We start from the raw sequence: 23,827 nt of genomic DNA on the forward strand, positions 1-23,827 counted from the left end.
CTGTGAATTTAAACTAAAATTATTAATTGTTTCTCAATGCAAAAATTAGTTCTGTTTTGTCCATTTTAGAACGACCATTGATATCGGCCTTTTTTGCTTGTTGATACAAATCGCTTCTCGTCCATTCTTCATAAGGTTTAGCTTCTCCACCTTTTTTACTAGCATTTGGAGTGTTGGCTATTCTTGCAGCTTTTTCTTTGCTATATCCTTTATCTCTTAGAGCTTTATATTGTGCTTCGTTTTCTATACTTGGAATGTCCATTTTGTTCTTTTTATTAGGTTTAGTTATATATTATTAGACAAATATCACTTGAAAATCTTAGTGTATTTAACACTATCAAAAAAAATATTACTCTCAATAAAAAGAAATTTTTAAGTTCAATAAATTATTTTATTGAGTTAAAGAGAAAGTTGAAAACACCATAAATTGTAATAGTTAAAATATTATGAATTTAAAAAAATATAATCATGAACAAAGATCAATTAGAAGGCAAATGGAAACAAGTTAAAGGTGATTTTAAACAAAAATATGGCAAACTTACCGATAACGATTTAACTTATGCTGAAGGGAAGTTTGACGAAATGCTAGGTAAACTTCAAGAAAAAACAGGAAAGAAAAAAGAAGACCTGAAAAATGAAATTGAAAATTGGTAAATGCTAATTTCTATAGCAATCACCAATAATTTAAAACACTTCTATTAATAAATAGAGGTGTTTTTATTTATTATTTTTATTTAATGATTTTGGTTGAATTCCTAACCCATAGCGTTTGGCATATACCCATGTAAACTCTGCTCCAAAAAACAAAATTAAACAAGAATATGATACCCATATTAAAATTAACACAATGGTTCCAGCAGCGCCATAAGTGGATCCTGGATTAGCCTCCCCAAAATAAAGGCCCATTAAAAATTTCCCTAAAACAAACAATATTGAAGTAATTAAAGCACCAATCCAAACGGTTTTCCATCTAATTTTTGCATCTGGAAGAAATTTAAAAATCATGGCAAACAAAACTGTAATTATTCCAGTAGAGACCAAGAAGTCCATTACAAAAGCAATATAAACTATTAAATCTGGAAGGAGGCTTCTAATATAATCATTAAGAACTGAAATAGCTGTAGTCATTAAAAAGCTTATTAATAACAAAAACCCCATAGCTAGAATAAAAGCAAAGCTTCTAGCTCGACTCCAGAGCATTCTTATAAAAGTCATACTACTTTCTGAACTCACCTGCCAGATTTGATTAAGCGAAAGTTGTAAATGATAAAAGACACCAGTTGCACCGAATATTAAAGTAGCAATACCAAGAACGGTTGCTAAAGTACTTTTGTCTTCATTTTGGGTCTCTATCATCATAGCCTGTATAGCATCTGCAGCATCTCTACCCAAAGCACTTGAAATTTCGCTTGTTAGTCTTCCTTGAACAATATCCACTCCCCAAACAGAACCAACTAGATTGATAATAATAACCAATAAGCCTGGCATTGAAAGAACAGCATAATAAGCTACAACTGCACTTAATCTAAACGGGTTATTAGCGTCCCAAGCTTTATAAGTTTCAACTATAAGTGAAGGCAAATCCTTCATTTTAAATTTATTTGAATTCACTTGATTCATTTTATAAAACTATACCTTTATAAAACTTCAGATTAACTTAAATCGAGTTTTACTTAACTCAATACAAATAAAAGTGTTTAAAAAAAGCCATTCCCTCTCGGAAAATTTTTAGGATTTTATAGAAATGAAGTGTGAATTAACTAAATATTTAAAATAATAAGTTAAATACAATTTTCTAGATTTTATTACTTCTTGATGCTTGCGTTTCATTTAAAAAAGCGCTTGGCTAATAAAAACAAACCATATTTCCCAGCAGTTTTAATTGCAGATTGTATCCAATTTGCAGGTTTTAAATCGTCTTGAAATTCGCTTTTTAAAAGTTTCATTTCTTCTAGAGCAATGTTTCGCTCCAAACTTAAACGTTTTAAATCTGTTTCTATATCTTCAAAAGATTGATATTGTTTCATGTGTGTTTTAAAGTCTAGGAATCAAAAAATTTAGTAGAAAGTGTTCGAATAATTTTTTTGTTTATAACCTGTCTATTATAATAAAGAATAACAGTTACTAATAAGAAAAAAGCAGCAACTATTAAATAACCTAATGCTAGATTATCTAGCCACTCTCCTATTGCCAATGCCAATGAAAATGTTAGAAAGAATAATGCTAAAAATAACACACTGCCTATTATTAATCCTCTAGTAACAAAGCTAATAGAAACACTAATTTGTTGAAACACCTTTAATTTATAGTATTCCTCAGTTTTTTTAACATACACCTCTCCTGCATCTACCATTTTGCTAGATGTGTCGTTTAACGATTCAAAAATATTCATTTAGTTTAAGATTTTTGATATTTTTTATTTTTAGCTTTTAGGTCGCTTAATTTTTTTTCTAAGGTTGTGATAACATCTTCTGTTTTATGACTTGCATCACTCATAATATGCTCTATTTTTTCATCAAGACTTTCTTTTTTTGAAGACACAGTGTCAGCAACTTTATCTCTTAAATGATGTGCTTCTTCAGACATTTTATCTCTTGCTGCTGCAGCTTCATCTGCAATTCGTTGTCTGGTATTAGACCCTTTATCTGGAGCAAATAAGATTCCTAATGTTGCTCCAATAGCTGTTCCTGCTAATATTCCTAATAAGGTACTACTTTCTTTTCCCATGATATTTTTATTTTTTAAAGTTAATAAATTGACTTACTTTAAAGTACCACATAAATCTGACTTATTTATATAGATTATAAATATTTTAACAAAAAAAGCCTGAGAATTCACTCAGGCTTTTGTTACTTATCTTAAAATATTATTTTATTTCGATTAATTCAAGATCAAAAGTAAGGTCTTGACCAGCTAAAGGGTGGTTTCCATCAACTACAATATGATCGTCGTTTACAGCAACAACTCTAAATTGATTTTCTGAACCATCAGGGTTTTTAGATGCTAAGCCCATTCCAACTTCAGGAGCCATATCTTGTGGTAACTGCTCTTTTTTAACTTCATGAAATAATTCTTTTTGAATATCTCCATAAGCTTCTTCTTTAGCAATGACAACTGTTTTTTTATCATTTACTTTCATGTCTATAACAGCATTCTCAAAACCAGGAATTAACATGCCTTGACCAAGAGTCACTTCTAACGGCTCTCTTTCTAAAGAACTATCAAAAATTTGACCATTGCTTAATTTTCCTGTGTAATGAACTTTTACAGTATCATTTTCTTTTACTTGACTCATATTATATTTTTTCTTGTTTAATAAATCTGTGCAAAACTATTAATTATTCATCGAAATACCATAAAACTCTAGTGCCTTATAATAATATTAACTTTTATAAATACATTTGTATACCTATAATAGTAAACTGTTTATGCTAATCATATTTCTAACGAATAAACGATTTTTATAAAAAAACATATAATGTAATTTTAATTTACTACAACCTACATGCAATTAGTGTGTGTTTTTATATATCGTACTTTTGTTATTATTTAATAATTTATAATGAATAAAACAGAACAAATATTAAATGCAGCTTTGCAATTAATTATAGAAAAAGGTCTTGAACGCACACCAATGTCAAAAATTGCTGAAAGAGCAAACGTTGGTATGGGTACTGTGTACAGATACTTTAAAGACAAGGAAGACATCATTAATGGCATCTATATAAAAATTAAAGTAGAAGAGGCCGAGCTAGTTTTCGTAAACAATGGGCATAACCCTGATATTAAAGAAACTTTTATGGACTACTATGGTCGTATGATTGATTACTTTACTACAAACCCACTTAAATTCAATTTCATTAGCCAATATGCTTTTTCACCGATTATTAAAATTGATACGCAAAAGAAAGCAATGGCACAATTTTATCACTTTGATGAACTCTATAAAAAAGGACTGAAAGAAAACCTCTTTAAAGATATTAAGGCAGAACACATGACATTCTTTGTCTTTAGCGCTATTGCTTATTGGATAAAAGCAGCATATGAGCTCAATATTACAATTGATCAAAAATATAAACAAGTCTTATTGCAAATGGCTTGGGATGCAGTTAAACAGTAATATTATGTTTTTTTTAACATTTACTGAATGAATATTCAGTCATCAGCCTTTAGCTTTGTTTCATAACAAATAAAAAAGATGTAAAATGAGTAAAATTAATTTAAAAGACAAAGTCGTATTAATTGCAGGTGGTGGTAAAAATCTTGGTGGTTTAATTAGTAAAACATTCGCAACAGATGGAGCTAAAATAGCAATACATTATAATAGTGGTAAATCAAAAGCTGAAAGCCAAAAGACTTTAGATGCTGTAAGAGCATCTGGTGGCGATGGCTTTATCTATCAAGCAGATTTAACTAAAATAGAAAACATCACCAAACTGTTTGATGAAACCATCTCAAGGTATGGAGGAATCGACATAGCAATTAATACAGCTGGTATGGTACTTAAAAAGCCTTTCATGGAAACAACTGAAAAAGATTACGATCAGATGTTTGATATCAATTCAAAAATAGCATATTTTTTTATAAAAGAAGCAGGTCAAAAACTAAATAACAACGGCAAGATTTGCACCATAGTTACATCATTATTAGCAGCTTATACTGGTTTATATTCTACCTATGCAGGAGCAAAAGCACCCGTAGAACACTTTACACGAATGGCATCAAAAGAATTTGGAACTCGTGGGATTTCTGTAACTGCAGTTGGGCCTGGCCCTATGGATACCCCATTTTTTTATGGTCAAGAATCCAAAGAGGCTGTAGAGTATCACAAATCAGCATCTGCACTTGGAGGATTAACACAGATTGAAGACATTGTTCCATTAGTTAAGTTTTTAGTAACTGATGGCTGGTGGATTACAGGTCAAACCATCTTTGCTAATGGTGGTTATACCACAAGATAATCAACCATCAATTTAAAAATAACAATATGATATCAAAAATAATTAGTACCGTATTATTCTTAATCATACTTTTTATGGGTGGGAAACAAGGATTTGCAATGGTTTCAGGTAAACTAGAAATGTTGGACATGTTAGGTAAATTTGGTTTTGGAAAAACAGGAGTCTTGATTTTAGGGTTGATTACTTTATTGAGTACCGTTTTAATAGCCATACCAAAAACATTTGTTTGGGGAAACTTTTTAATGGCAGCAACTATTTTATTGATTCTTTGTTTTCAACTTTTTAATGGGAACTTAAAAGGTGTAGCAATTGAAATACCTTTTCTATTACTCAATTTAGCAGCCATTTATTTTAAGCATCCATTAAAATAATAATGATGAAAACTTTATATAGTATCTCAATTTTTCTTTTATCACTTACTGCTTGTGGACAAAACAAAGCAAATATTTCAATACAAGAATCAAAAAATAAAACAGAATTAAAACAAACATCTATGAGTAATAACATTGAAAACTCTGAAACCAATCCTGAAAAAGTTATTAAATTATTAATAACTGCAATGTCTAAAAACGATGCAAAAACAATTCGATCATTGTTTCATGAAAATGCGTCTCAAGCTTATGGTAGTGGAGCTGAAAAATCAGGGACTGCATTTTTTAGTTGGCTTGAAAGTGATATTATTGAACGACAAGGACACGTTGAGAACGTGCAATATTTGGCAAATAGTAACGAAGTTGTTGTAACAGGCCTATACAGCAGTAAAGGTTATACTAATAAAGCTGATTTTTTGTTCAAAGTAGAAAAAGGAAAGATTTTAAGTTGGAAAATGCGCTATTAATTGGGTTTTAAATTAAAATTAATTAGAAAAATAGACTATTTTAACAGAGGTTTTTAAAATCAAGATAGGCATTTTTAAGTTTATAATAATACGTATAAGCCTTATTCTACTATTTTACAAAACAGGAGATTATTAAATAATAAGAACTAACTTCAATTACTAATAAATAAGTTATGAAAAAAAATCTACAAATTTCAATAGTAACCTGCATGCTCTTTATTAGCACCAATTTAATGCAAGCTCAAAATGACATCATTTTAAAAACCGATGGAAACGAAATGATAGGAAAAGTTACTGCAATTGAAGATATTGATATCAAATTTACGTATCAAAATGAAACTATTGAATACACCATTTTGAAGAGTAAAATTTCTAAAATTACATTTTCTTCTGGAAGAGTTGAGTTTTACAACGAATCTTCTGAATTAAAGGATCATCATAATAAAGTAGCCATTTTACCTTTTGCTTTTATTAAAAATCAGGGTGATGGATCGAAAGTTATGTCTAAAAAGATTCAACAAGAAACTTATGCTGTATTTAATGCTAAAAAAGGTAGTTTAACATTTCAGGACGTATCTACTACAAATAGGTTACTTGCTAAAGTTGGAATAGGTGCAAACGATGAGCAAAATTATTCCATGGGTGAAATATGTGATATTTTAGGTGTAGAATATGTTGTTCAAGGTTTGGTTTCTATTGACTCTAGTGGTCAATCAAGTTATTCTTCAACAAATGTGAATGTAAAAACCAATGATAAAAAACCGGCAAAAACATTTGTAGGAAAACTTTTTGACGACTCTGGAACAAATGCTACATCTGGCACCTACAGCTCTACAACCCAAAATTACACAACTACGATTACCATGAACATCTACAACGATAAAGGTGATAATATTTTCAGTAAAGACCATGAATCTTTTTGGCAAACAGAAGATGCCTATAAAATTACTTTGAATTTTTTAGCTAAACGCACTCCTATTTACATGAAGTAATTCTTAACGAGTTATTTTATTAAGCAGCATATATTATGAAGCATTCCAGATATCTATTCAGATTAATTAGCTTTATAACGCTAACATTTATGTTATTAAATCAGCTAACTCAAGCTCAAGATTTATCAAATAAAAATATTTCTAAAGCAATCAATGTTGGTGTTTATATGAGTCCTCCATTTGTTATTGAAACAGATGGAGAATTATCAGGAATGTCCATTGAGTTGTGGGAGAATATAGCTAAACAATTAAGTCTTAGCTCCAACTATAAAATTTATAATAATTTTCATGATCTGGTTTTAGCAACAAGTATGGACTCGGTAAGTATAGCTGTTACTAATCTTACTATATCTAAAGCGCGTGCACAAGTGATAGATTTCACCCAACCATGGTATGATGCAGGATTAAAAGTGATGATTAGTAAAAAAAGTATAAGTAATTCCAATGACCTTTTAAGTGGTCTTCGAGATGCTGGCCATTTAAGTTCGTATTTAACCATTGGTATAATTGTACTTATATTAACCATCCTTATGACCATCTTCGATAGAAAGTTTGACAAAGAATTTTCAACTAGTTGGCGAGATGGATTAGCAGAAAGTTTTTACCAAGTAATGCTCATGTTTACCTCAGGTAAATTAAGTAGAAAGAATTTATTTGGATGGATAGGACGTATCTTTTCTGCCATTTGGTTAGCTGTAGGAGTTTTGGTAGTAGCCTATGTTACTTCATCAATAACAAGTGTTATGACAACCATGTCATTGACAAATGATATCAATCAATTATCAGACCTTCATGATAAAAAAATTGCAGTGATAGAAGGCAGTGAAACCGAAGATTATATTAGAAATAAAGGCTTTAATTATATTTCTTTCAAGAATATTGACGACATGGTAGATGGGCTTGAGAATAATTCTGTAGATGCTATAGTAGGTGATGCTCCAGTATTGCAATATTATAAATTCACACATCAAAACAAACAGTTGGAGGTTATTGGAAATTTATTCGAGCCAGATAAATATGGTTTTGGGCTTTCACCTAATAATAACTACAAAAAAGAAATTACTCTAGAAATTTTAAAAGCTCATGAATCCGGTTTCATCAGGAAACTAAAGTCTAATTATTTTGGTCAATTAGAGTAATTTCAAGCTAATTTGTTATAATTTAATGGATCTCTTCTATATTTTATTTAATTCAGAAAATTTGTAATAAAAAAAGCCCAACATGTTGTTGAGCTTTTTATTGAAGTCGGGGTGGCAGGATTCGAACCTGCGACCTCCGCGTCCCAAACGCGGCGCGATAACCGGGCTACGCTACACCCCGAAATAGTTATCTAAATTTCAAGATGCAAATATATGGCTTTTCTTTAACAAGAAACAAGTTTTTATTTTTTAAATTTAAACCTTAAACAAATTTCTATGAAATTAAATTATATATCATATTTTATGTTGCTTTTGTTAAGTGTTTTAACCTGTGCACAATCAAAAAAAGATAGTCCTCTTGAAAATGCTTATCAAATAATAGTTCCAGACTTAAATATACCTTGGGGCTTTACTTTTTTACCGGATAATGCCATGTTAATTACCGAAAAAAAAGGAGAACTTATTCACTTTAAAGAAGGTAAAAAAACATTAATTCAAGGGCTTCCTAATATAGAAGTTCGAGGGCAAGGTGGACTAATGGATATTGCATTACATCCAAATTATAAAAACAATGGATGGATTTACTTTTCATATGCTTCCCCAGATGGAGATGGTAAAGGGAGTAATACAGCCATAATGAGAGCCAAATTATCAAATAACCAACTTACTAATAAAGAATTAATCTACAAGGCTACACCTAATAGTACTGCAGGACAACATTTTGGTTCCAGGATTGTTTTTGACAACAAAGGCTATTTATTTTTTACTATTGGAGAAAGAGGTGATAGAGATACCAATCCTCAAGATATTACAAGAGATTGTGGTAAAGTTTATAGATTATTCGATGATGGTCAAATTCCAGAAGACAACCCTTTTTACAACACACCAAATGCAAAAAAAGCTATTTTTGCTTATGGGAATAGAAACCCTCAAGGCATGAAAATACATCCTAAGACTGGTGATATTTGGTCTCACGAACATGGTCCAAAAGGTGGTGATGAAATAAATATTATAAAATCAGGAAAAAATTATGGTTGGCCAAAAGTAACTTATGGAGTCAATTATATTGGCACAAAAATCACAGAAAACACTGAACTTCCAGGTATGGAACCGCCAATTCATCATTGGACGCCATCTATTGCTCCTAGCGGTATGGCATTTATTACTAGCGATATATATCCTGATTGGAAAGACAATTTATTAGTTGGCTCTTTAAAATTTCAATATGTTAGTAGATGTATCTTAAAAGGTAACAAGGTTGTGAATGAAGAAAAATTACTGGAAGACCTTGGTCGAGTACGCTCCATAGAACAGGGTCTTGACGGCTATATTTATATTGGTATTGAAAATTTAGGTATTGTAAAACTCTTACCAAATAAATAAAAACATCCAAGTTTATCAACTTTCAAAAATACATCCTATAATTAAAATGTAAATAACTAAATTTGTGCTTAATTTAAAAAACAATAATACATGCTAATAATCGGTATTGCTGGTGGAACTGGCTGTGGAAAAACGACCGTAGTAAATCAAATTTTAAATCAACTACCTGAAGGAGAAGTTGGAGTTATTTCACAAGATTCTTACTATAAAGATACCTCACATTTAAATTATGACGAACGTGTAAAAATAAATTTCGACCATCCTCGTTCTATCGATTTTGAATTATTAGAATCGCATTTAAAAGAACTAAGATTAGGAAACGACATACACCAACCAGTATATTCATTTATTAAACACAATAGAACTGGCGATACCATCTTAACCCATCCAAGAAAAGTGATGATTGTTGAAGGTATTTTAATACTAACAAATCCAGAATTAAGAGAGATGTTTGATATTAAAATATTTGTACATGCTGATAGTGACGAACGATTAATTCGTCGTTTAAAACGAGATATTACAGAAAGAGGTAGAGATATAGATGAGGTGCTCTCTAGGTATCAAAACACATTAAAACCTATGCACCAACAGTTTATTGAACCTATGAAAGAGTATGCAGATATTATTATTCCTAATAACAAATACAATACAGTTGCTGTAGATATTGTTAAAACCATTATCAATCAAAGACTCGTTTAATGACAAAAAGCAGAAACAAATACTTAAAACCTTTTAAGAACATCTTTGTTCTAATAATTGCAGTATTTGCTGTTTGGATGATTTTTTTCGATGCGAATTCATGGCTAATTCATAACGAGCTAAATTCAGATATAAACGAATTAGAAGATGAAAAAGATTTTTATAAAAATGAAATTGTAAAAGACAAAAAAGCCATAAAAGAATTAAGTACAGAAGAAGGAATTGAAAAATTAGCAAGAGAAAAATATTATATGAAGAAAGAAAATGAAGACATATACATAATTGAATACCAAGACAGTATAGCTAAAGTAAAGAAAAATGAGTAAGAAATTATTTGAAGAATTTAGCGACGTTTCATCTAAAGAATGGAAACAAAAAATTCAGGCCGACCTTAAAGGAGCAGATTACAACGAAACCCTTATCTGGAAAACTAACGAAGGGATCGATGTGAAACCTTTTTATCATGCAGATGAGTTTTCTTCCTTGCCAAATGTGTCATCCTCTCTAGCTACAAAATGGCTAATCTGCGATACTATTTTTGTTTCAGATGTAAAAAAATCGAATCATTTTGCTAAAGAATTTTTAAGCAGAGGAGCACAAAGTATCAAGTTTATTATTCCGTCTAAAGATGTTTCAATTAACGAACTTCTAATTGGTATTGATGCCTATGCAACAAGCTTGTATTTTGAGCTTCAGTTTTTAGATTCAGAATTTGTTAAAAAACTAATAGCATTTTCTTCAAAAACAAAAATTTATATTCTTACAGATATTGTTGGAAATCTCGCAAAAACTGGCAATTGGTTTACCACGCTTCAAGAAGACCATAATCATTTCGAAACCATTATAAATAACACTTCTACATGTAGTGTCGATCTGTCTTTATATCAAAATGCTGGAGCCACTATGGTTCAACAATTAGCTTATTCTCTTGCCCATACCAACGAATACTTAAATCATTTAGAAAACAAAAAAGACCTTAAAATCATTTTCACCGTTTCAGTTGGAACCAATTATTTCTTTGAAATCGCTAAACTTAGAGCTTTACGCATATTATGGAAATCTTTAGCTTCAGAGTATAATATCACTTCAGACTGCCACATTTTTGCAACACCTACAAAACGAAATAAAACACTTTACGATTATAATACAAACCTATTACGCACAACTACGGAATGTATGAGCGCTATTTTAGGTGGATCAAATACTGTAAACAACCTGGCTTACGATGCTATCTATCATAAAAACAACGAGTTTGGAAATCGAATTTCTAGAAATCAACTTCTGGTTTTAAAACATGAAAGTTATTTTGATAAAGTGAATAACCCAGCAGATGGAACTTACTATATTGAAAGTATTACCCAGCAATTAGCTGAAAAAGCTCTTGAATTATTTAAAGACATCGAAGCCAACGCTGGTTTTCTAAAACAATTAAAAGAAGGTATTATACAAAGAAAAATTAAAGAAAGTGCTCAAAACGAACAAACCCAGTTTAATACTGGTGAAGACGTATTGTTAGGCACCAACAAACATCCAAACCCTAACGATAAAATGAAACAGGATTTAGAGCTTTACCCATTTGTAAAAACAAACCCTAGAAAGACGCTTATTGAACCAATAATTGAAAAAAGACTGGCAGAAACTTCAGAACAAAACAGATTAAAAACAGAATAAATATTAAATCATGAGTAAAACACTAGTAAAACTTACATTTATAGCATTATGCTTAACTTTATTTAATTGTAAAAATGACTCTGCAACATTTGATGATTATAAGTACGCCAATCCGGGAGATATCTTAATTTGCGACAACTTAGACACTAAATTATATGTAGAAGCATTACTTTCTTTTGAAAATGATATTGCTTCGGTTTACGGAAAAGAACAGAAAAACCTTCAATTTGCACATTTTTTTTATTTCAGTGAGGCACTAGCTAATAAAGCAGATTATGAGACGTTTGTGTCACCTCATACCATGAAAGTGTTTGAAGCATTAAAGAAAGACAAAAACCTTTGGAATGAGGATAATAGTATAAATTACCATGCGGAAATTTTCACCTGCATTTTAAATAATATTAGTGTAGATGGATTACAAACAACATTTAATGCCCTTGTCTCTACCAACAGTATGAAACCAGAATTGTTTGGTGAACCCTTAAAAAACCATATTAAAGATGCTCATAGAGACAGATATATGGCAATGTATGTTGCTTTAGACCTATTCTATGCTAAGCTTTTTGATGTAGACCCTACAAAGATTACCGAAAGAACAGAATCTAACAATATAAATGAAGAATTAGAAAATAATCTAAACGCTGTTAAATAACTGATAATTTAAGGATAGGAATAAATAGAACTCAAATGTCTAGAAAAAACATTCAACATATCGCTTTAAAGTCTGAAATTGAAAATCAAACATCAGAATCATTTCCATTGAGAGAAATAGCCGATGAACAACGTGAGCTTTTCAATACAGCCGAAAATATTGATATTAAAGCTACCTATTCCAAAAATGATATAAGCGAGTTAGAACACTTAAATTTTGTAGCTGGAATTTCGCCATATCTTCGTGGACCTTACAGCACTATGTATGTTCGTAGACCATGGACCATTCGTCAATATGCAGGATTTTCTACAGCCGAAGAAAGTAATGCGTTTTACAGAAGAAATTTAGCTGCTGGTCAAAAAGGGCTCTCGGTAGCTTTCGATTTAGCGACACATAGAGGTTACGATTCTGACCACAATCGTGTGGTAGGAGATGTTGGTAAAGCTGGTGTGGCTATAGATTCTGTAGAAGACATGAAAGTGCTTTTCGACCAGATTCCACTAGATAAAATGTCCGTTTCTATGACCATGAATGGAGCCGTTTTACCCATCATGGCTTTTTATATAGTGGCTGCTGAAGAACAAGGTGTTTCTCCAGAACATTTAGCAGGAACCATTCAAAATGATATTTTAAAGGAGTTTATGGTTCGTAACACTTACATCTACCCTCCTACACCATCCATGAAAATCATTTCAGATATTTTTGAATATACAAGCAAGAACATGCCAAAATTCAATAGTATCAGTATTTCAGGTTACCATATGCAAGAAGCTGGAGCAACATGCGATATTGAATTAGCATACACATTAGCAGATGGTCTGGAATATATAAGAAAAGGCTTAGAAGCTGGTATGGACATTGATACCTTTGCACCTAGACTCTCTTTCTTTTGGGCTATTGGGATGAATCATTTTATGGAAATTGCCAAAATGAGAGCTGCCAGAATGTTATGGGCAAAAATAGTCTCACAATTTCATCCAAAAAACAAAAAGTCCTTAGCCTTAAGGACGCATTGTCAAACAAGTGGCTGGAGTCTTACAGAACAAGACCCTTTTAATAATGTGGCTCGAACAACTATTGAGGCTGCTGCAGCTGTTTTTGGTGGTACACAATCTTTACACACCAATGCCTTAGACGAAGCCATTGCGTTACCAACAGATTTTTCAGCTAGAATAGCAAGAAACACCCAAATATTTCTTCAGGAAGAAACTAAAATAACAAAAACCGTCGATCCTTGGGCTGGAAGTTTTTATGTTGAAAAACTCACCCATGATATTGCACAAAAAGCTTGGGAACTTATTGAAGAAGTTGAAGAGCTTGGAGGCATGACCAAAGCCATTGAAGCCGGCATTCCAAAATTACGAATTGAAGAAGCTGCCGCTAGAAAACAAGCCAGAATAGATTCTGGTGAGGATATTATTGTTGGTGTTAATAAATACAGACTAGAACAAGAAGATCCAATAGCAACATTGGAAGTCGATAATCAAACCGTAAGAACCCAACAAATAGAACGATTAAACAAAATTAAAGCTGAACGAGATTCTGAAAAAGTAAAACAAGCTTTAACTAATTTAACTAATGCAACCAAAATGTGGTCTAAAAATTCTAAAGATTCCCTTTTGCAAGGCCATAATAATTTATTAGCTTTAGCTGTTGTAGCTGCTCGAGAAAGAGCGACTCTAGGCGAAATAAGTGATGCTTTAGAAACCGTTTATGGACGTTATAAGGCACAAATTAAATCCTTTTCTGGTGTGTATAGTAAAGAAATAAAAAACGACGTATCTTTTAAGAAAGCCAAACAATTAGCAGACACCTTTGCTGAGCAAGATGGTAGAAGACCACGTATTATGATTGCCAAAATGGGGCAGGATGGTCATGATAGAGGTGCCAAAGTAGTCGCTACTGGCTATGCAGACGTAGGTTTTGACGTGGATATTGGGCCACTTTTCCAAACACCACAAGAAGCAGCTAAACAAGCTGTTGAAAACGATGTACACATTCTTGGTGTTTCTTCTTTAGCAGCTGGACACAAAACACTTGTGCCACAAGTAATCGAAGCTCTTAAAAATTATGGTAGAGAAGATATTATGGTTGTTGTTGGTGGCGTAATCCCGAAACAAGATTACCAATATCTTTTCGATGCTGGAGCCATGGCTGTATTTGGTCCTGGAACTAAAATTAGTGATGCTGCTATAAAGATATTGGAGATTTTGATTGATTAAAAAATCGGATTTTAGAGCATTAAATAATAAAACAAAATACAACACTCAACCAGAAAATTGACATTTAAACCATTTCCAGAATTACAATCACAACGACTTCTACTAAGAAAGATTGTAGAAGCAGACTGCAGGTCGATCTTATTCTTACGTTCAGATAAAAAGGTCACCAAGTTCATTGAAAGACCAGAAGACAGAAAAACTAAAACCCAAGCAGATGCTATCAAATTTATTAAAGAATTAGACGAATATATTGAAACAGGCAAGTCCATTTCATGGGGTATAACTTTAAAAAATAATCCTGAAATAATTGGAACCATTTGTTTATGGAATTTTTCAAACAATAATAAAACAGCTGAAGTTGGTTATGATTTAGATCCGAAATTTCAAAGTCTTGGAATTATGAATGAATCTCTAAAAATGGTTATTAATTATGGTGTTGATAATTTAAAACTTAACAAAATTGAGGCCTTTACACATACTAACAATAAACCTTCTATAAAGCTTTTAGAAAGGAATGGCTTTCGATTAAATAGACACAGAAAAGATTTAGAAAACAAGTCAAATGTAATATTTGAACTTAAAAATACACGAAACAAGATCTAAGCAATTTAAAATCAAACGAGTATATTAGCTAAAGATTTTACAAGTTTAACATCTAACTTTTTCATAAAAAGCAATGACATGAAACCAATCTTTTTTTTTAGTCTAATTGTTATTTGTTTATTAGCTTCTTGCGATAATAAACAAAGAGCTACACAAGAAATAAATAAAGAAATTCCTAAAGATACTATTAGAGAGATAATAATCGATTTATCTCATGTGTATTCAGATGAAACCATCTATTGGGTTACTGCACAAGAATTCAAACTAGATACAGTTTTTAAAGGTCAAACAGATAAAGGGTTTTATTATTCTGCTAACAATTTTAGTTCGGCAGAACATGGTGGTACTCATATTGATGCGCCAATTCATTTTGCAGAAAACGGTATGTCAGTTGATGAAATACCTCTTGAAAAACTCATGGGAAAAGCCATTAAAATAAATGTCTCGGCTAAAGCTTTAAATAATTCGGACTATCAAATAAGTATTGATGATTTAAAAGCATGGGAAACTAAAGAAAAAACTACAATTCCAGATGGAAGTATTGTTTTATTACAAACAGAATTTGCTAAATACTATCCAAATAAAGTTAAATATTTGGGAACTGATGAACGTGGAGAACTTGCCATTCAAAAATTACATTTTCCAGGACTTTCAGAAGCAGCAGCAAAATGGTTGGTTGAAAACAGAAATATTCATGCCATTGGAATTGATACTCCTAGTATTGATTATGGGCAATCTGAATATTTTAAAAGTCATGTTGTATTACTCTCACAAAACATTCCTGCCTTCGAGAATTTAACCAATTTAGATAAATTACCAAATAGTGGCTTTGAAATAATTGCTTTACCTATGAAGATTCAAGGTGGAAGTGGTGCTCCTTTAAGAATTGTGGCCATTCTTAATAATTCTCATTAATAGCTATTTTATTTAAAAAACGAAAAACACATCAAACAACTCAAACAATCTAAAATTAATGAAAAAACCTTTAACAATATTATTTCTAATGTTATGTGGAAATATCCTATTAGCCCAAAATTTAGAGGTACAAACTTTTGGACATGCAAACGATAAACCCATCATCTTTTTGCATGGTGGACCAGGATACAATAGTGTGTCCTTTGAAAAAACAACAGCAGAAGCTCTAGCTAAAAACGGCTTTTTTGTAATCTCTTATGATAGACGTGGAGAAGGACGAAATGAACCATTAACAGCAGCTTACACGTTTAACGAAACTTTTGATGACATCAATCAAATCTTTAAATCCTTCAATTTAAAAAAGGTATCTTTAATTGGTCACAGTTTTGGAGGTGTTATTGCAACGCTTTTTGCCGACAATTATCCAGACAAAATAAACTCATTAATATTAGTTGGAACTCCCGTATCCATGCAGGAAACATTAAAGAATATTGTTTCCAAATCCAAAGCTATTTATTTAGAAAAAGATGATAAAGTAAGTCTTAATTATATTAACATGCTTGAGAAAATGGATAGCACAAGTTTAGAATATAGCAGTTACAGTTTTATGCATGCCATGTCTAATGGGTTCTACGCTACAAAAAACCCAAATCAAGAAGCGATAGCCTTATATAAAACGTTTCAATCAGACACTCTGCTTAAAAAATATGCTTCCAAAATGGGCTACGTAGCACCACAAAAATTTTGGAAAAACGAACAGTATACAACCATATCATTAAGAGAAAATTTGGAAAACTTAAAAGCAAAAAAAGTTAAGGTATTCGCTATCTATGGGAAAGAAGATGGGTTATACTCTGAAGAACAAATTGAAAATCTTAAAAGTATTTTAGGAGACTCTAAAGTAATATATTTAGACAATTGCTCTCATAGTGTTTTTATAGACCAGCAAAAAGAGTTTATTGAATCCATAAAAAAGTGGACAAAGTAACGAACATAACCTAAGGAATATATTTAATATTGGTTATATAATCTCTAATCAAAAAAAGTAGCAGACAGAAAAAACTAAAAAAAACAACCCCTTGAAAATGGCTCCTCAAGGGGTTTAACTTAACTAATATTCCGACTTTAACATATATAACCAACTCTAGTCGGTAAAGAGCACTAACTATCTTCGTTTTCTAGTTTGTTTCGCTTCTAGTTTCATTCTAATTTTTTCTTGTCTTTTCTCCTTTAAATCAACAGTAGGAGCTTTTAAATTTCTACCTTTTGCCATGATATATTATTTTAATTTTAATAATTAATTGAAAATATAACGACAATCCTAATTGTTAAACCTTTTCCTTACGAGTTTAAACCAAGTGCAAACAGCACACAGTATTATTAATTGATAGAATAAGGTTTTAGAATTGTTTTAAGCACACTCGCGAGTGCTTAAAAATTCGGAAAGATAATTTTAGTTTTTCTAATTGGAACTAGTGGTTGAAGTGCGTAATTTAAATCACCAAACACAACATGTCTTACTTTATATGAAGTAAGTCGAAACTGAATTTGTCTTTTAAAAATGTCCACCATAATAAACATATTTTGTCAGATTATTGACCTTTTTTGTTACAAAGCGAACATATACAATATTATTGACATTTCAAAAGTTACCCCTCAAATTAACCCTATTTTAAGAACTTTTAACAATTAAATCAAAGGTTGCAAAAATTTAACTGCATATTAATTCGGATAAATTTGTCCGTATTGATTTTTTGTTTTAAATTTGTGCTATAATTAAATTGAATATATGTTTTCTAAAGCATGCGAATACGGAATTAAAGCGTCCATTTTTATTGCGCTAAACTCTTACGAAAGTAACCGAGTTAGCTTAAAAGCTATTGCTAAAGAAATAAATTCGCCTGAAGCCTTTACAGCAAAAATTTTACAGGATTTGGCTAGACATGGTATTATTAATTCTGTAAAAGGTGCTTATGGTGGTTTTGAGATAGATAAACATGCTATTGCATCAATTAAATTATCTCAAATTGTAAATGCTATCGATGGAGACAGTATCTATAAAGGTTGTGGTTTAGGATTACATACCTGCGATGAGCTTCACCCTTGTCCTGTTCACGATAAATTTAAAACGGTTAGAGACGAATTAAAGTTTATGTTGGAAAACACCAATTTAGAAGAACTTGCATTAGATATTAAATCTGGGGTATCATTTTTAAAAACTTAAATTAAAAAAAATTTGAATATAAATAGGATAAAACTATCCGAATACAATTAATTATGGAGACATTAAGCAAAGACACGCAAAAACAAATAGGTCAGTTTGTGGCAGAAGATTACAGAACAGCATCTGTGTTTTCTAAATACGGAATAGATTTTTGTTGTAAAGGACATAGAACTATAGAAGAGGTATGTACCAAAAACAATATTGATAGCAATAATTTATTAAACGACTTAGATAAGATTGTAACAACAAACACAGATCAATCGATAGATTATAGATCTTGGCCATTAGATTTGTTAGTTGAGTATATAGAGAAAAAACACCACAGATATGTAGAAGAGAAAACACCTGTATTGCGTCAGTTTTTAGACAAGCTTTGTAAAGTTCATGGAGAAAGACATCCAGAATTATTTAAAATTAATGAGCTGTTTACTGCATCTACAGGAGAATTAGCATCACACATGAAAAAAGAGGAGCTTATTTTATTTCCCTTCATCAAAAAGATGGTAAAAGCGCAAATTGATAAAGGAGCCATTTTATCTCCACAATTTGGAACTGTTGCTAATCCTATTGCTACCATGATGGAAGAGCATGAAAATGAAGGCGAGCGTTTTAGACAAATTGCCGAATTAACAGACAATTACACACCACCAGCAGATGCTTGTAACACGTATAAAGTAACATTTGCAATGTTGGATGAATTTGAAAAAGATTTACACCTACATATTCATTTAGAAAATAACATATTATTCCCTGAAGCAGCGAAATTAGAAAAAGCGTTTCTTTAAGAATGATTAATAGCAATTAGTATTTTCTAAAGTTAAAGCTGGAAGTTGTCCCCAACAGCTTCCAGACTTTAAAATATAAACAGTTGAAGGTTAGTAATAGTAGTTTTTTTTAAAACACTTCTTTTGTAAATAATTATAATATTTAAATTTGTTGAGGAGGAAATTTATGTTATTAAAAATTATAACTTCAAAAGGAGTGTTTTTTTATTCTATACTTTTACTTAAAAACTTATTTTTATGTCTAAAAAGCTTGTTGTTACTTGCTTAATTAATTTTTTTATTGCTGCCTTATTAGGATTGGCCTTACGTTATACCTATCTATCTCCTATTTCCTTTAATTATCGATATTTAACACATGCACATTCACATATTGCTATGTTGGGTTGGGTGTATTTAATGCTTTACACACTTTTTGTTCGTTATTTTATTCCAGAAAAGAAACCTGTTTATACAACACTTTTTTGGGTAACACAAATAGCAGTGGTCGGTATGTTGCTAAGTTTTCCTTTTCAAGGCTATGCTGCAATTTCAATAACCTTCTCAACACTCCATATTCTTTGTAGTTATTATTTTTTTCGTCTCATTTGGAAAAATCATGAAACCCAATCCATTGTTACCAAACTATTATTAAAAGCATCGCTGTTATTTATGCTTATTTCAACCTTAGGAGTTTGGTGTTTAGGTCCTGCAGTTGGAATTCTTGGTCAGGCCTCAGCTTTTTACCAAATTGCCATACAGTTCTTTTTGCATTTTCAGTTTAATGGTTGGTTTTTAATAGCTGTTTTAGCTGTTTTATTTCATAAACTACAAATCAAAGATTCAAAAGAATTTCAATTGTTTTTCAAATTACTTATAAGTTCAAGCATTCTAACGTTTGCATTACCTGTAAATTGGTTTGCACCACATGTTGTATTATTATGGATTAATGGCTTAGGTGTGTTGCTTCTAATGGCATCTTTGCATGTCTTTTTAAAACTCATCAAACCTCGTTTAAAAACTATGATGAATGCAAGCTCAAACAATCTAAAATTCATACTATGGTTTGCCTTGTTTTGTTTTATTTTAAAAATAGTCCTGCAATCCCTGTCTTTAATTCCTGAAATTTCAAATATGGCATTTCAGCATAGAAATCTTGTTATAGGCTTTATACATTTAACCATGTTAGGTGTTATTTCAGGGTTTTTATTCGTTTTTATTTTGCAAAGTCAATTAGTAACCCAAAACAAAAACTTAACTCTAAGCATGTTTGTCTTTGTGTTGGGTTTTTTGCTAACAGAACTCATATTAATCATTCAAGGTTGTTTATTTTATTTTGGAATCGGATTATTACCAAACTATTATGTCTTACTGTTTTTTAGTAGTATCTTACTTCCTTTAGGAATTGTAGGTCTTATTTTTAATATTTATAAAACTAAATCAGCATGAAAACCAAACCTCAAAAACGCCATAAAGCATTACAACCACTTAGTAGAGAGCATCATCATGGCTTGCTTTTAACTTGGAAAATTAGAAGTGGTTTTAACAAAAACATTGATCCAAAACGCATTAAGACCTATGCCGATTGGTTTTTTGAAACCCATTTGATTCCACATTTCGATATGGAAGAAAATCATATTTTTTCTATTTTAGAAAGCGATAACGAACTAATAAAACGTGCGTTAGCAGAACATAGACGTTTAAAACGTTTGTTTTCTGAAACTGATGTTGAACCTAAAACTCTTAGCAAGATTGAGGAAGAATTAGAACAACATATTCGTTTTGAAGAACGTGTGCTTTTTCCTGAAATTCAGAAGATAGCAACCGAAGAACAATTACAACACATTGAAAAAATTCATCACGAAGCGCCTTTTAAGGACAATCTTGATGATGAATTTTGGAAATAATTTTATTTATGTTGCTCTATTGTTTCTACTTTCTAAAAAGTTGTTTTAAATAAAGATGGTTTTACTGTAATCATGGCCCAAGCCCAGTTATTTGTGGCATCCTTATCCCCTCCTTTTAAGATTTCCATACTTTCAGTTGCAAACATTTGAGAATATCCAACTTGAAAATTAATGTCTTTAGAGAAGTTATACCCAAAAACCAAATCGATTTCTGTTCCCAAACCAGGACTCATGTCGTCTCCCACATTATTCACAATAGTTGCTGCCGAAGAAAAGATATGAGGCATTATTTTAGCTGAAAATTTATTTTTATGATAGGCAATAGTTGCATTAATATCTATTAAACCTACTGAGGCTAAATGATTTCCAACATAGAAATAATCCATCCAGCCATTGAATTTATGATTGGTTCCATACCATGGATTAAAGGATTTTAGTTTGCTACTTGTTGCATTCATGTCTGTACCCGATAAATATTCTCCTCCTAACCCAACATTAAAGCTATTTGCAATGTTATAATGTGCATTTAAAGCAAAATTATATGCACTTACATCTGTATCTGCTATTTTTCCTGTTTGAAAATAAAAAGACGCGTCTGCTTTCAGTTTATTTTTTCCTAAGGTAGCATGTAATCCAAAAGTCTGATTGTAATCTACTTGTTGCTCGTCGTTTTCATCGTTGTAGGCTAAGCCATTATTTAGAATTAAAAAGCTCAATCCAACGTTTTTTAAATTGGTATGATACCATAGATATTGAAACGATTTGTAATTATTTACATTATAATCTACTTCAAACAAAGTTTCATCTTCTGCACTTAACGCCAAGCCTAAATCTATTCTATTGTTGTCGTTAGGCTTATAAGTTACAATAAGTGCATCATGACTTCTTGCTTGTTGTGCCCAACCGACATTACCAAACATTCGTTGATCGTCGTAAATTATTTCCTGACGTCCAAATTTTAAAGAAAACTGATTGTTTAAGAGTACTTCTGCCCATGCCTCATGTAAGGTTGTTCCATGTTTATCTGAAGTTGCCAAAGTAGACACGTCTCCCCAAACTCTTACGTTTTGGACACTTATGTATGCTTTTAATTTTTCGCTTTTGTAACCGAAGTTTAAACGTGTACGTTGAGATACAAAAGTAGCTGCATTTATAGAATCTACAGCTAGTGTTTTGTAACCATGTCTGTACTCAAAACGAGGTCTTAACTCGGCTGAGACCTGAAATTCTTGAGCATAACTTGCCATGCCAAGTCCTATACATAGGATTGCTAGTATTTTTTTCATCAATATTATTTTAAGAAAGTTTCTGCGTTATAAATACGCTTTCAAATAAATTATATTATTCTTGAGTTAATTGTAAAATAGCTTCTACAGTTTCTTTATTATCTACTCCTAGACCTTCTTGTTGGTGTATAAGTTCACCTTTAGGATTAAACACACTTATAATGTTGGAGTGTGAAAAATCTATTGGAGAAATTTTCTTGTATTTTACAGCTAAGACATTTGCAAATTCCTGAACACTACTTTCTGTACCTTGTAAAAAAGTCCATTGTTTCCCATCCATTGTATTTTCAATGGCAAAAGCTTTTAACCGTTCTGGTGTATCTGTTTTAGGATCGATACTTACTAAAACAAATCGAAGATTTTCTATATTAGATTTTGGAAGTTGAGATTCAATATGTCTCATATCTGCAACCAATCTAGGACATGCAGCTTTGCACGACGTATAGATCATGACCATTACTAAAGTCTTCCCTTTTAAATCTTCAAGCTGAATTTCTTCACCTTCTTCAGTGTGCCATTTAGAAGTTAGATTGAAAATAGATTCTTCTGAAATCCCTTCATCTTCAACCTCTTTAGAATTCTGATTCTCCACAGCCTGTAAATCCATTTTACAAACTGGACAACTTCCGGGTTCAAAATATACTTTTTCTCCTTCGCATTGCATTGGACATTGGTATATGGCTAATTCATCTGAGACTTTATCAGATTTATTTGAATTACAAGATGCCAAAGTCAGGACCATGACACAGATTGTTATTATTGTTTTTAAGTGTTTCATTTATTTTTCTTCATTGATATCTTGTACACATCTAAAACCCAGATTTTTCATTGAATACTTTGCATTTAAACTACCACGAATGGCATAACGCATAAAAGCAGCATAGTTCATTAAATCTGTTGCGTTTACCGATGCGCTTCCACAAAATAGATTACTGTCTTTATCCACATCTTTTCTTGATTCTCCAGTAATTAAAACCGAATTAAAATCAAGTGTCCACTCCCAAACCAAACCATGTAAATCGTAAACTCCCCAAACATTTTTGGGTGATTCTCCAATTAAATTTTCGTTAGATCGAGGGGCTTCATACCAAGCAAGAATCTGTTCGTTATAAGATGGTTTTACTCGTGCATCCTTTGTTATTTCATCAGACATGGCAACATATTCCCACTCATCTACAGTTGGCAATCGTTTTCCTTGGCATTCGCAATAATCTTTTGCAGCAAACCAAGAAACATAGGTTACAGGACTGTTAGGGTTTTCGGTGTCTTTTAATTCTAAATCATTTTTCCAATTACTTAGATAACTCCCGTCTGAAAATAATTTTATGACCTTCGATTTTTGCCATTTTGGATATTTTGCTACAAATTGCTCAAATTCTTTATTAGTCACAGGATATATATCCATGTTAAAATTGTTTACCTCAACAACTGTAGAGTCTCTACCATACAAAGGCAAATATCTACCTCCTTCAATAAAAACCATGCCTTCAGTCTGTGCAAACAAGAACATTTGAAAGACACAACAAAATACAACTAGACCGAAGGCATTGATTTTCATATGAGACGTTTTTAAA

At 31.5% G+C, this 23,827-nt stretch carries 29 protein-coding genes and 1 tRNA gene; 20 read left to right on the plus strand and 10 right to left on the minus strand.

What is annotated here, in order from left to right; translation table 11 throughout:
- Window positions 1–22 precede the first annotated feature (22 nt).
- The gene (locus tag ACI5KZ_RS09085; protein WP_406847469.1) at window positions 23–262 is read right to left on the minus strand and encodes a Rho termination factor N-terminal domain-containing protein; all 240 of its coding nucleotides are present in this window, start codon (window positions 260–262) and stop codon (window positions 23–25) included.
- Window positions 263–468: 206 nt separating this feature from the next.
- Here ACI5KZ_RS09085 and ACI5KZ_RS09090 point away from each other — a divergent pair, with 206 nt between their 5' ends.
- A complete protein-coding gene (locus ACI5KZ_RS09090) occupies window positions 469–654 on the plus strand; it encodes a CsbD family protein (RefSeq protein WP_109308946.1) in 186 nt (61 codons plus the stop codon).
- A gap of 63 nt (window positions 655–717) precedes the next feature.
- On the opposite strand, the gene ACI5KZ_RS09095 is transcribed toward ACI5KZ_RS09090, so the two are convergent.
- The 5 genes from ACI5KZ_RS09095 to ACI5KZ_RS09115 all read right to left on the minus strand — a co-directional run bounded on the left by ACI5KZ_RS09095 (window position 718) and on the right by ACI5KZ_RS09115 (window position 3,295).
- Window positions 718–1,620 (minus strand): YihY/virulence factor BrkB family protein, encoded by a 903-nt coding sequence (locus ACI5KZ_RS09095; protein WP_406847470.1) that lies wholly within the window; start codon window positions 1,618–1,620, stop codon window positions 718–720.
- Between the two features lie 206 nt (window positions 1,621–1,826).
- The gene (locus tag ACI5KZ_RS09100; RefSeq protein WP_109308948.1) at window positions 1,827–2,027 is read right to left on the minus strand and encodes a hypothetical protein; all 201 of its coding nucleotides are present in this window, start codon (window positions 2,025–2,027) and stop codon (window positions 1,827–1,829) included.
- A gap of 14 nt (window positions 2,028–2,041) precedes the next feature.
- On the minus strand, window positions 2,042–2,392 hold the full coding sequence (locus ACI5KZ_RS09105) for a hypothetical protein (protein ID WP_406847471.1): 351 nt from the start codon (window positions 2,390–2,392) through the stop codon (window positions 2,042–2,044).
- Between the two features lie 5 nt (window positions 2,393–2,397).
- Window positions 2,398–2,727, minus strand: a complete 330-nt coding sequence (locus ACI5KZ_RS09110) for a YtxH domain-containing protein (RefSeq protein WP_109308950.1) — start codon at window positions 2,725–2,727, stop codon at window positions 2,398–2,400.
- A 139-nt stretch (window positions 2,728–2,866) separates the two neighbouring features.
- Complete coding sequence (locus ACI5KZ_RS09115) at window positions 2,867–3,295, minus strand: peptidylprolyl isomerase (RefSeq protein ID WP_109308951.1); 429 nt, start codon at window positions 3,293–3,295, stop codon at window positions 2,867–2,869.
- A 267-nt stretch (window positions 3,296–3,562) separates the two neighbouring features.
- Between ACI5KZ_RS09115 and ACI5KZ_RS09120 the strand changes: the two genes are divergently transcribed.
- The 6 genes from ACI5KZ_RS09120 to ACI5KZ_RS09145 all read left to right on the plus strand — a co-directional run bounded on the left by ACI5KZ_RS09120 (window position 3,563) and on the right by ACI5KZ_RS09145 (window position 7,930).
- On the plus strand, window positions 3,563–4,120 hold the full coding sequence (locus tag ACI5KZ_RS09120) for a TetR/AcrR family transcriptional regulator (protein WP_406847472.1): 558 nt from the start codon (window positions 3,563–3,565) through the stop codon (window positions 4,118–4,120).
- 85 nt (window positions 4,121–4,205) lie between these two features.
- Window positions 4,206–4,961, plus strand: a complete 756-nt coding sequence (locus tag ACI5KZ_RS09125) for an SDR family oxidoreductase (RefSeq protein ID WP_406847473.1) — start codon at window positions 4,206–4,208, stop codon at window positions 4,959–4,961.
- A 26-nt stretch (window positions 4,962–4,987) separates the two neighbouring features.
- Window positions 4,988–5,332, plus strand: a complete 345-nt coding sequence (locus tag ACI5KZ_RS09130; RefSeq protein WP_406847474.1) for a hypothetical protein — start codon at window positions 4,988–4,990, stop codon at window positions 5,330–5,332.
- 5 nt (window positions 5,333–5,337) lie between these two features.
- Window positions 5,338–5,799: a nuclear transport factor 2 family protein gene (locus ACI5KZ_RS09135; RefSeq protein ID WP_406847475.1), complete on the plus strand. Its 462-nt coding sequence runs from the start codon at window positions 5,338–5,340 to the stop codon at window positions 5,797–5,799.
- Between the two features lie 173 nt (window positions 5,800–5,972).
- Window positions 5,973–6,791: a hypothetical protein gene (locus ACI5KZ_RS09140; RefSeq protein ID WP_406847476.1), complete on the plus strand. Its 819-nt coding sequence runs from the start codon at window positions 5,973–5,975 to the stop codon at window positions 6,789–6,791.
- Between the two features lie 35 nt (window positions 6,792–6,826).
- Complete coding sequence (locus ACI5KZ_RS09145; RefSeq protein ID WP_406847477.1) at window positions 6,827–7,930, plus strand: transporter substrate-binding domain-containing protein; 1,104 nt, start codon at window positions 6,827–6,829, stop codon at window positions 7,928–7,930.
- 106 nt (window positions 7,931–8,036) lie between these two features.
- Here the strand turns inward: ACI5KZ_RS09145 and ACI5KZ_RS09150 are convergent.
- A tRNA-Pro gene (locus ACI5KZ_RS09150) sits at window positions 8,037–8,111 on the minus strand.
- Window positions 8,112–8,206: 95 nt separating this feature from the next.
- Here ACI5KZ_RS09150 and ACI5KZ_RS09155 point away from each other — a divergent pair.
- The 13 genes from ACI5KZ_RS09155 to ACI5KZ_RS09215 all read left to right on the plus strand — a co-directional run bounded on the left by ACI5KZ_RS09155 (window position 8,207) and on the right by ACI5KZ_RS09215 (window position 20,967).
- Window positions 8,207–9,313: a PQQ-dependent sugar dehydrogenase gene (locus ACI5KZ_RS09155; protein ID WP_406847478.1), complete on the plus strand. Its 1,107-nt coding sequence runs from the start codon at window positions 8,207–8,209 to the stop codon at window positions 9,311–9,313.
- Between the two features lie 90 nt (window positions 9,314–9,403).
- Window positions 9,404–10,012 carry a uridine kinase gene (gene udk, locus ACI5KZ_RS09160; protein ID WP_109308953.1) on the plus strand — a complete coding sequence of 203 codons (609 nt, stop codon included), beginning with the start codon at window positions 9,404–9,406 and terminating at the stop codon, window positions 10,010–10,012.
- A complete protein-coding gene (locus ACI5KZ_RS09165) occupies window positions 10,012–10,338 on the plus strand; it encodes a septum formation initiator family protein (protein ID WP_406847479.1) in 327 nt (108 codons plus the stop codon). Before udk ends, ACI5KZ_RS09165 begins: the two co-directional genes overlap by 1 nt.
- Window positions 10,331–11,683, plus strand: coding sequence for a methylmalonyl-CoA mutase subunit beta (locus tag ACI5KZ_RS09170; RefSeq protein ID WP_406847480.1), 1,353 nt, complete (start codon window positions 10,331–10,333; stop codon window positions 11,681–11,683). Before ACI5KZ_RS09165 ends, ACI5KZ_RS09170 begins: the two co-directional genes overlap by 8 nt.
- A 10-nt stretch (window positions 11,684–11,693) precedes the next feature.
- Window positions 11,694–12,335, plus strand: a complete 642-nt coding sequence (locus tag ACI5KZ_RS09175; RefSeq protein WP_109308956.1) for a hypothetical protein — start codon at window positions 11,694–11,696, stop codon at window positions 12,333–12,335.
- Window positions 12,336–12,370: 35 nt separating this feature from the next.
- Window positions 12,371–14,557 carry a methylmalonyl-CoA mutase gene (gene scpA, locus ACI5KZ_RS09180; RefSeq protein WP_406847481.1) on the plus strand — a complete coding sequence of 729 codons (2,187 nt, stop codon included), beginning with the start codon at window positions 12,371–12,373 and terminating at the stop codon, window positions 14,555–14,557.
- Between the two features lie 57 nt (window positions 14,558–14,614).
- Window positions 14,615–15,160 carry a GNAT family N-acetyltransferase gene (locus tag ACI5KZ_RS09185; RefSeq protein ID WP_109308958.1) on the plus strand — a complete coding sequence of 182 codons (546 nt, stop codon included), beginning with the start codon at window positions 14,615–14,617 and terminating at the stop codon, window positions 15,158–15,160.
- A gap of 78 nt (window positions 15,161–15,238) precedes the next feature.
- Window positions 15,239–16,075 carry a cyclase family protein gene (locus ACI5KZ_RS09190; RefSeq protein ID WP_406847482.1) on the plus strand — a complete coding sequence of 279 codons (837 nt, stop codon included), beginning with the start codon at window positions 15,239–15,241 and terminating at the stop codon, window positions 16,073–16,075.
- Window positions 16,076–16,133: 58 nt separating this feature from the next.
- Window positions 16,134–17,063, plus strand: coding sequence for an alpha/beta hydrolase (locus ACI5KZ_RS09195; RefSeq protein WP_406847483.1), 930 nt, complete (start codon window positions 16,134–16,136; stop codon window positions 17,061–17,063).
- Window positions 17,064–17,864: 801 nt separating this feature from the next.
- Entirely contained in the window at window positions 17,865–18,299 is a 435-nt protein-coding gene (locus tag ACI5KZ_RS09200) for an RrF2 family transcriptional regulator (protein ID WP_406847484.1), read from the plus strand.
- Between the two features lie 53 nt (window positions 18,300–18,352).
- Window positions 18,353–19,084 (plus strand): iron-sulfur cluster repair di-iron protein, encoded by a 732-nt coding sequence (ric, locus tag ACI5KZ_RS09205; RefSeq protein ID WP_109308962.1) that lies wholly within the window; start codon window positions 18,353–18,355, stop codon window positions 19,082–19,084.
- Window positions 19,085–19,321: 237 nt separating this feature from the next.
- Entirely contained in the window at window positions 19,322–20,509 is a 1,188-nt protein-coding gene (locus ACI5KZ_RS09210; RefSeq protein ID WP_406847485.1) for a hypothetical protein, read from the plus strand.
- Complete coding sequence (locus ACI5KZ_RS09215) at window positions 20,506–20,967, plus strand: cation-binding protein (RefSeq protein ID WP_109308964.1); 462 nt, start codon at window positions 20,506–20,508, stop codon at window positions 20,965–20,967. The genes ACI5KZ_RS09210 and ACI5KZ_RS09215 overlap by 4 nt, the downstream gene beginning before the upstream one ends.
- A gap of 32 nt (window positions 20,968–20,999) precedes the next feature.
- Here ACI5KZ_RS09215 and ACI5KZ_RS09220 read toward each other — a convergent pair whose 3' ends face one another.
- The 3 genes from ACI5KZ_RS09220 to ACI5KZ_RS09230 form a co-directional block, all read right to left on the minus strand.
- Entirely contained in the window at window positions 21,000–22,253 is a 1,254-nt protein-coding gene (locus ACI5KZ_RS09220) for an alginate export family protein (RefSeq protein ID WP_406847486.1), read from the minus strand.
- Between the two features lie 55 nt (window positions 22,254–22,308).
- Window positions 22,309–22,917 (minus strand): SCO family protein, encoded by a 609-nt coding sequence (locus ACI5KZ_RS09225; RefSeq protein WP_406847522.1) that lies wholly within the window; start codon window positions 22,915–22,917, stop codon window positions 22,309–22,311.
- A 114-nt stretch (window positions 22,918–23,031) separates the two neighbouring features.
- Window positions 23,032–23,811 carry a formylglycine-generating enzyme family protein gene (locus ACI5KZ_RS09230; protein WP_109308966.1) on the minus strand — a complete coding sequence of 260 codons (780 nt, stop codon included), beginning with the start codon at window positions 23,809–23,811 and terminating at the stop codon, window positions 23,032–23,034.
- Window positions 23,812–23,827: the final 16 nt, after the last annotated feature.

Origin of the sequence: Xanthomarina sp. GH4-25 (assembly GCF_045363175.1) — a bacterium.
In the GTDB taxonomy this organism is placed as follows: domain Bacteria; phylum Bacteroidota; class Bacteroidia; order Flavobacteriales; family Flavobacteriaceae; genus Xanthomarina.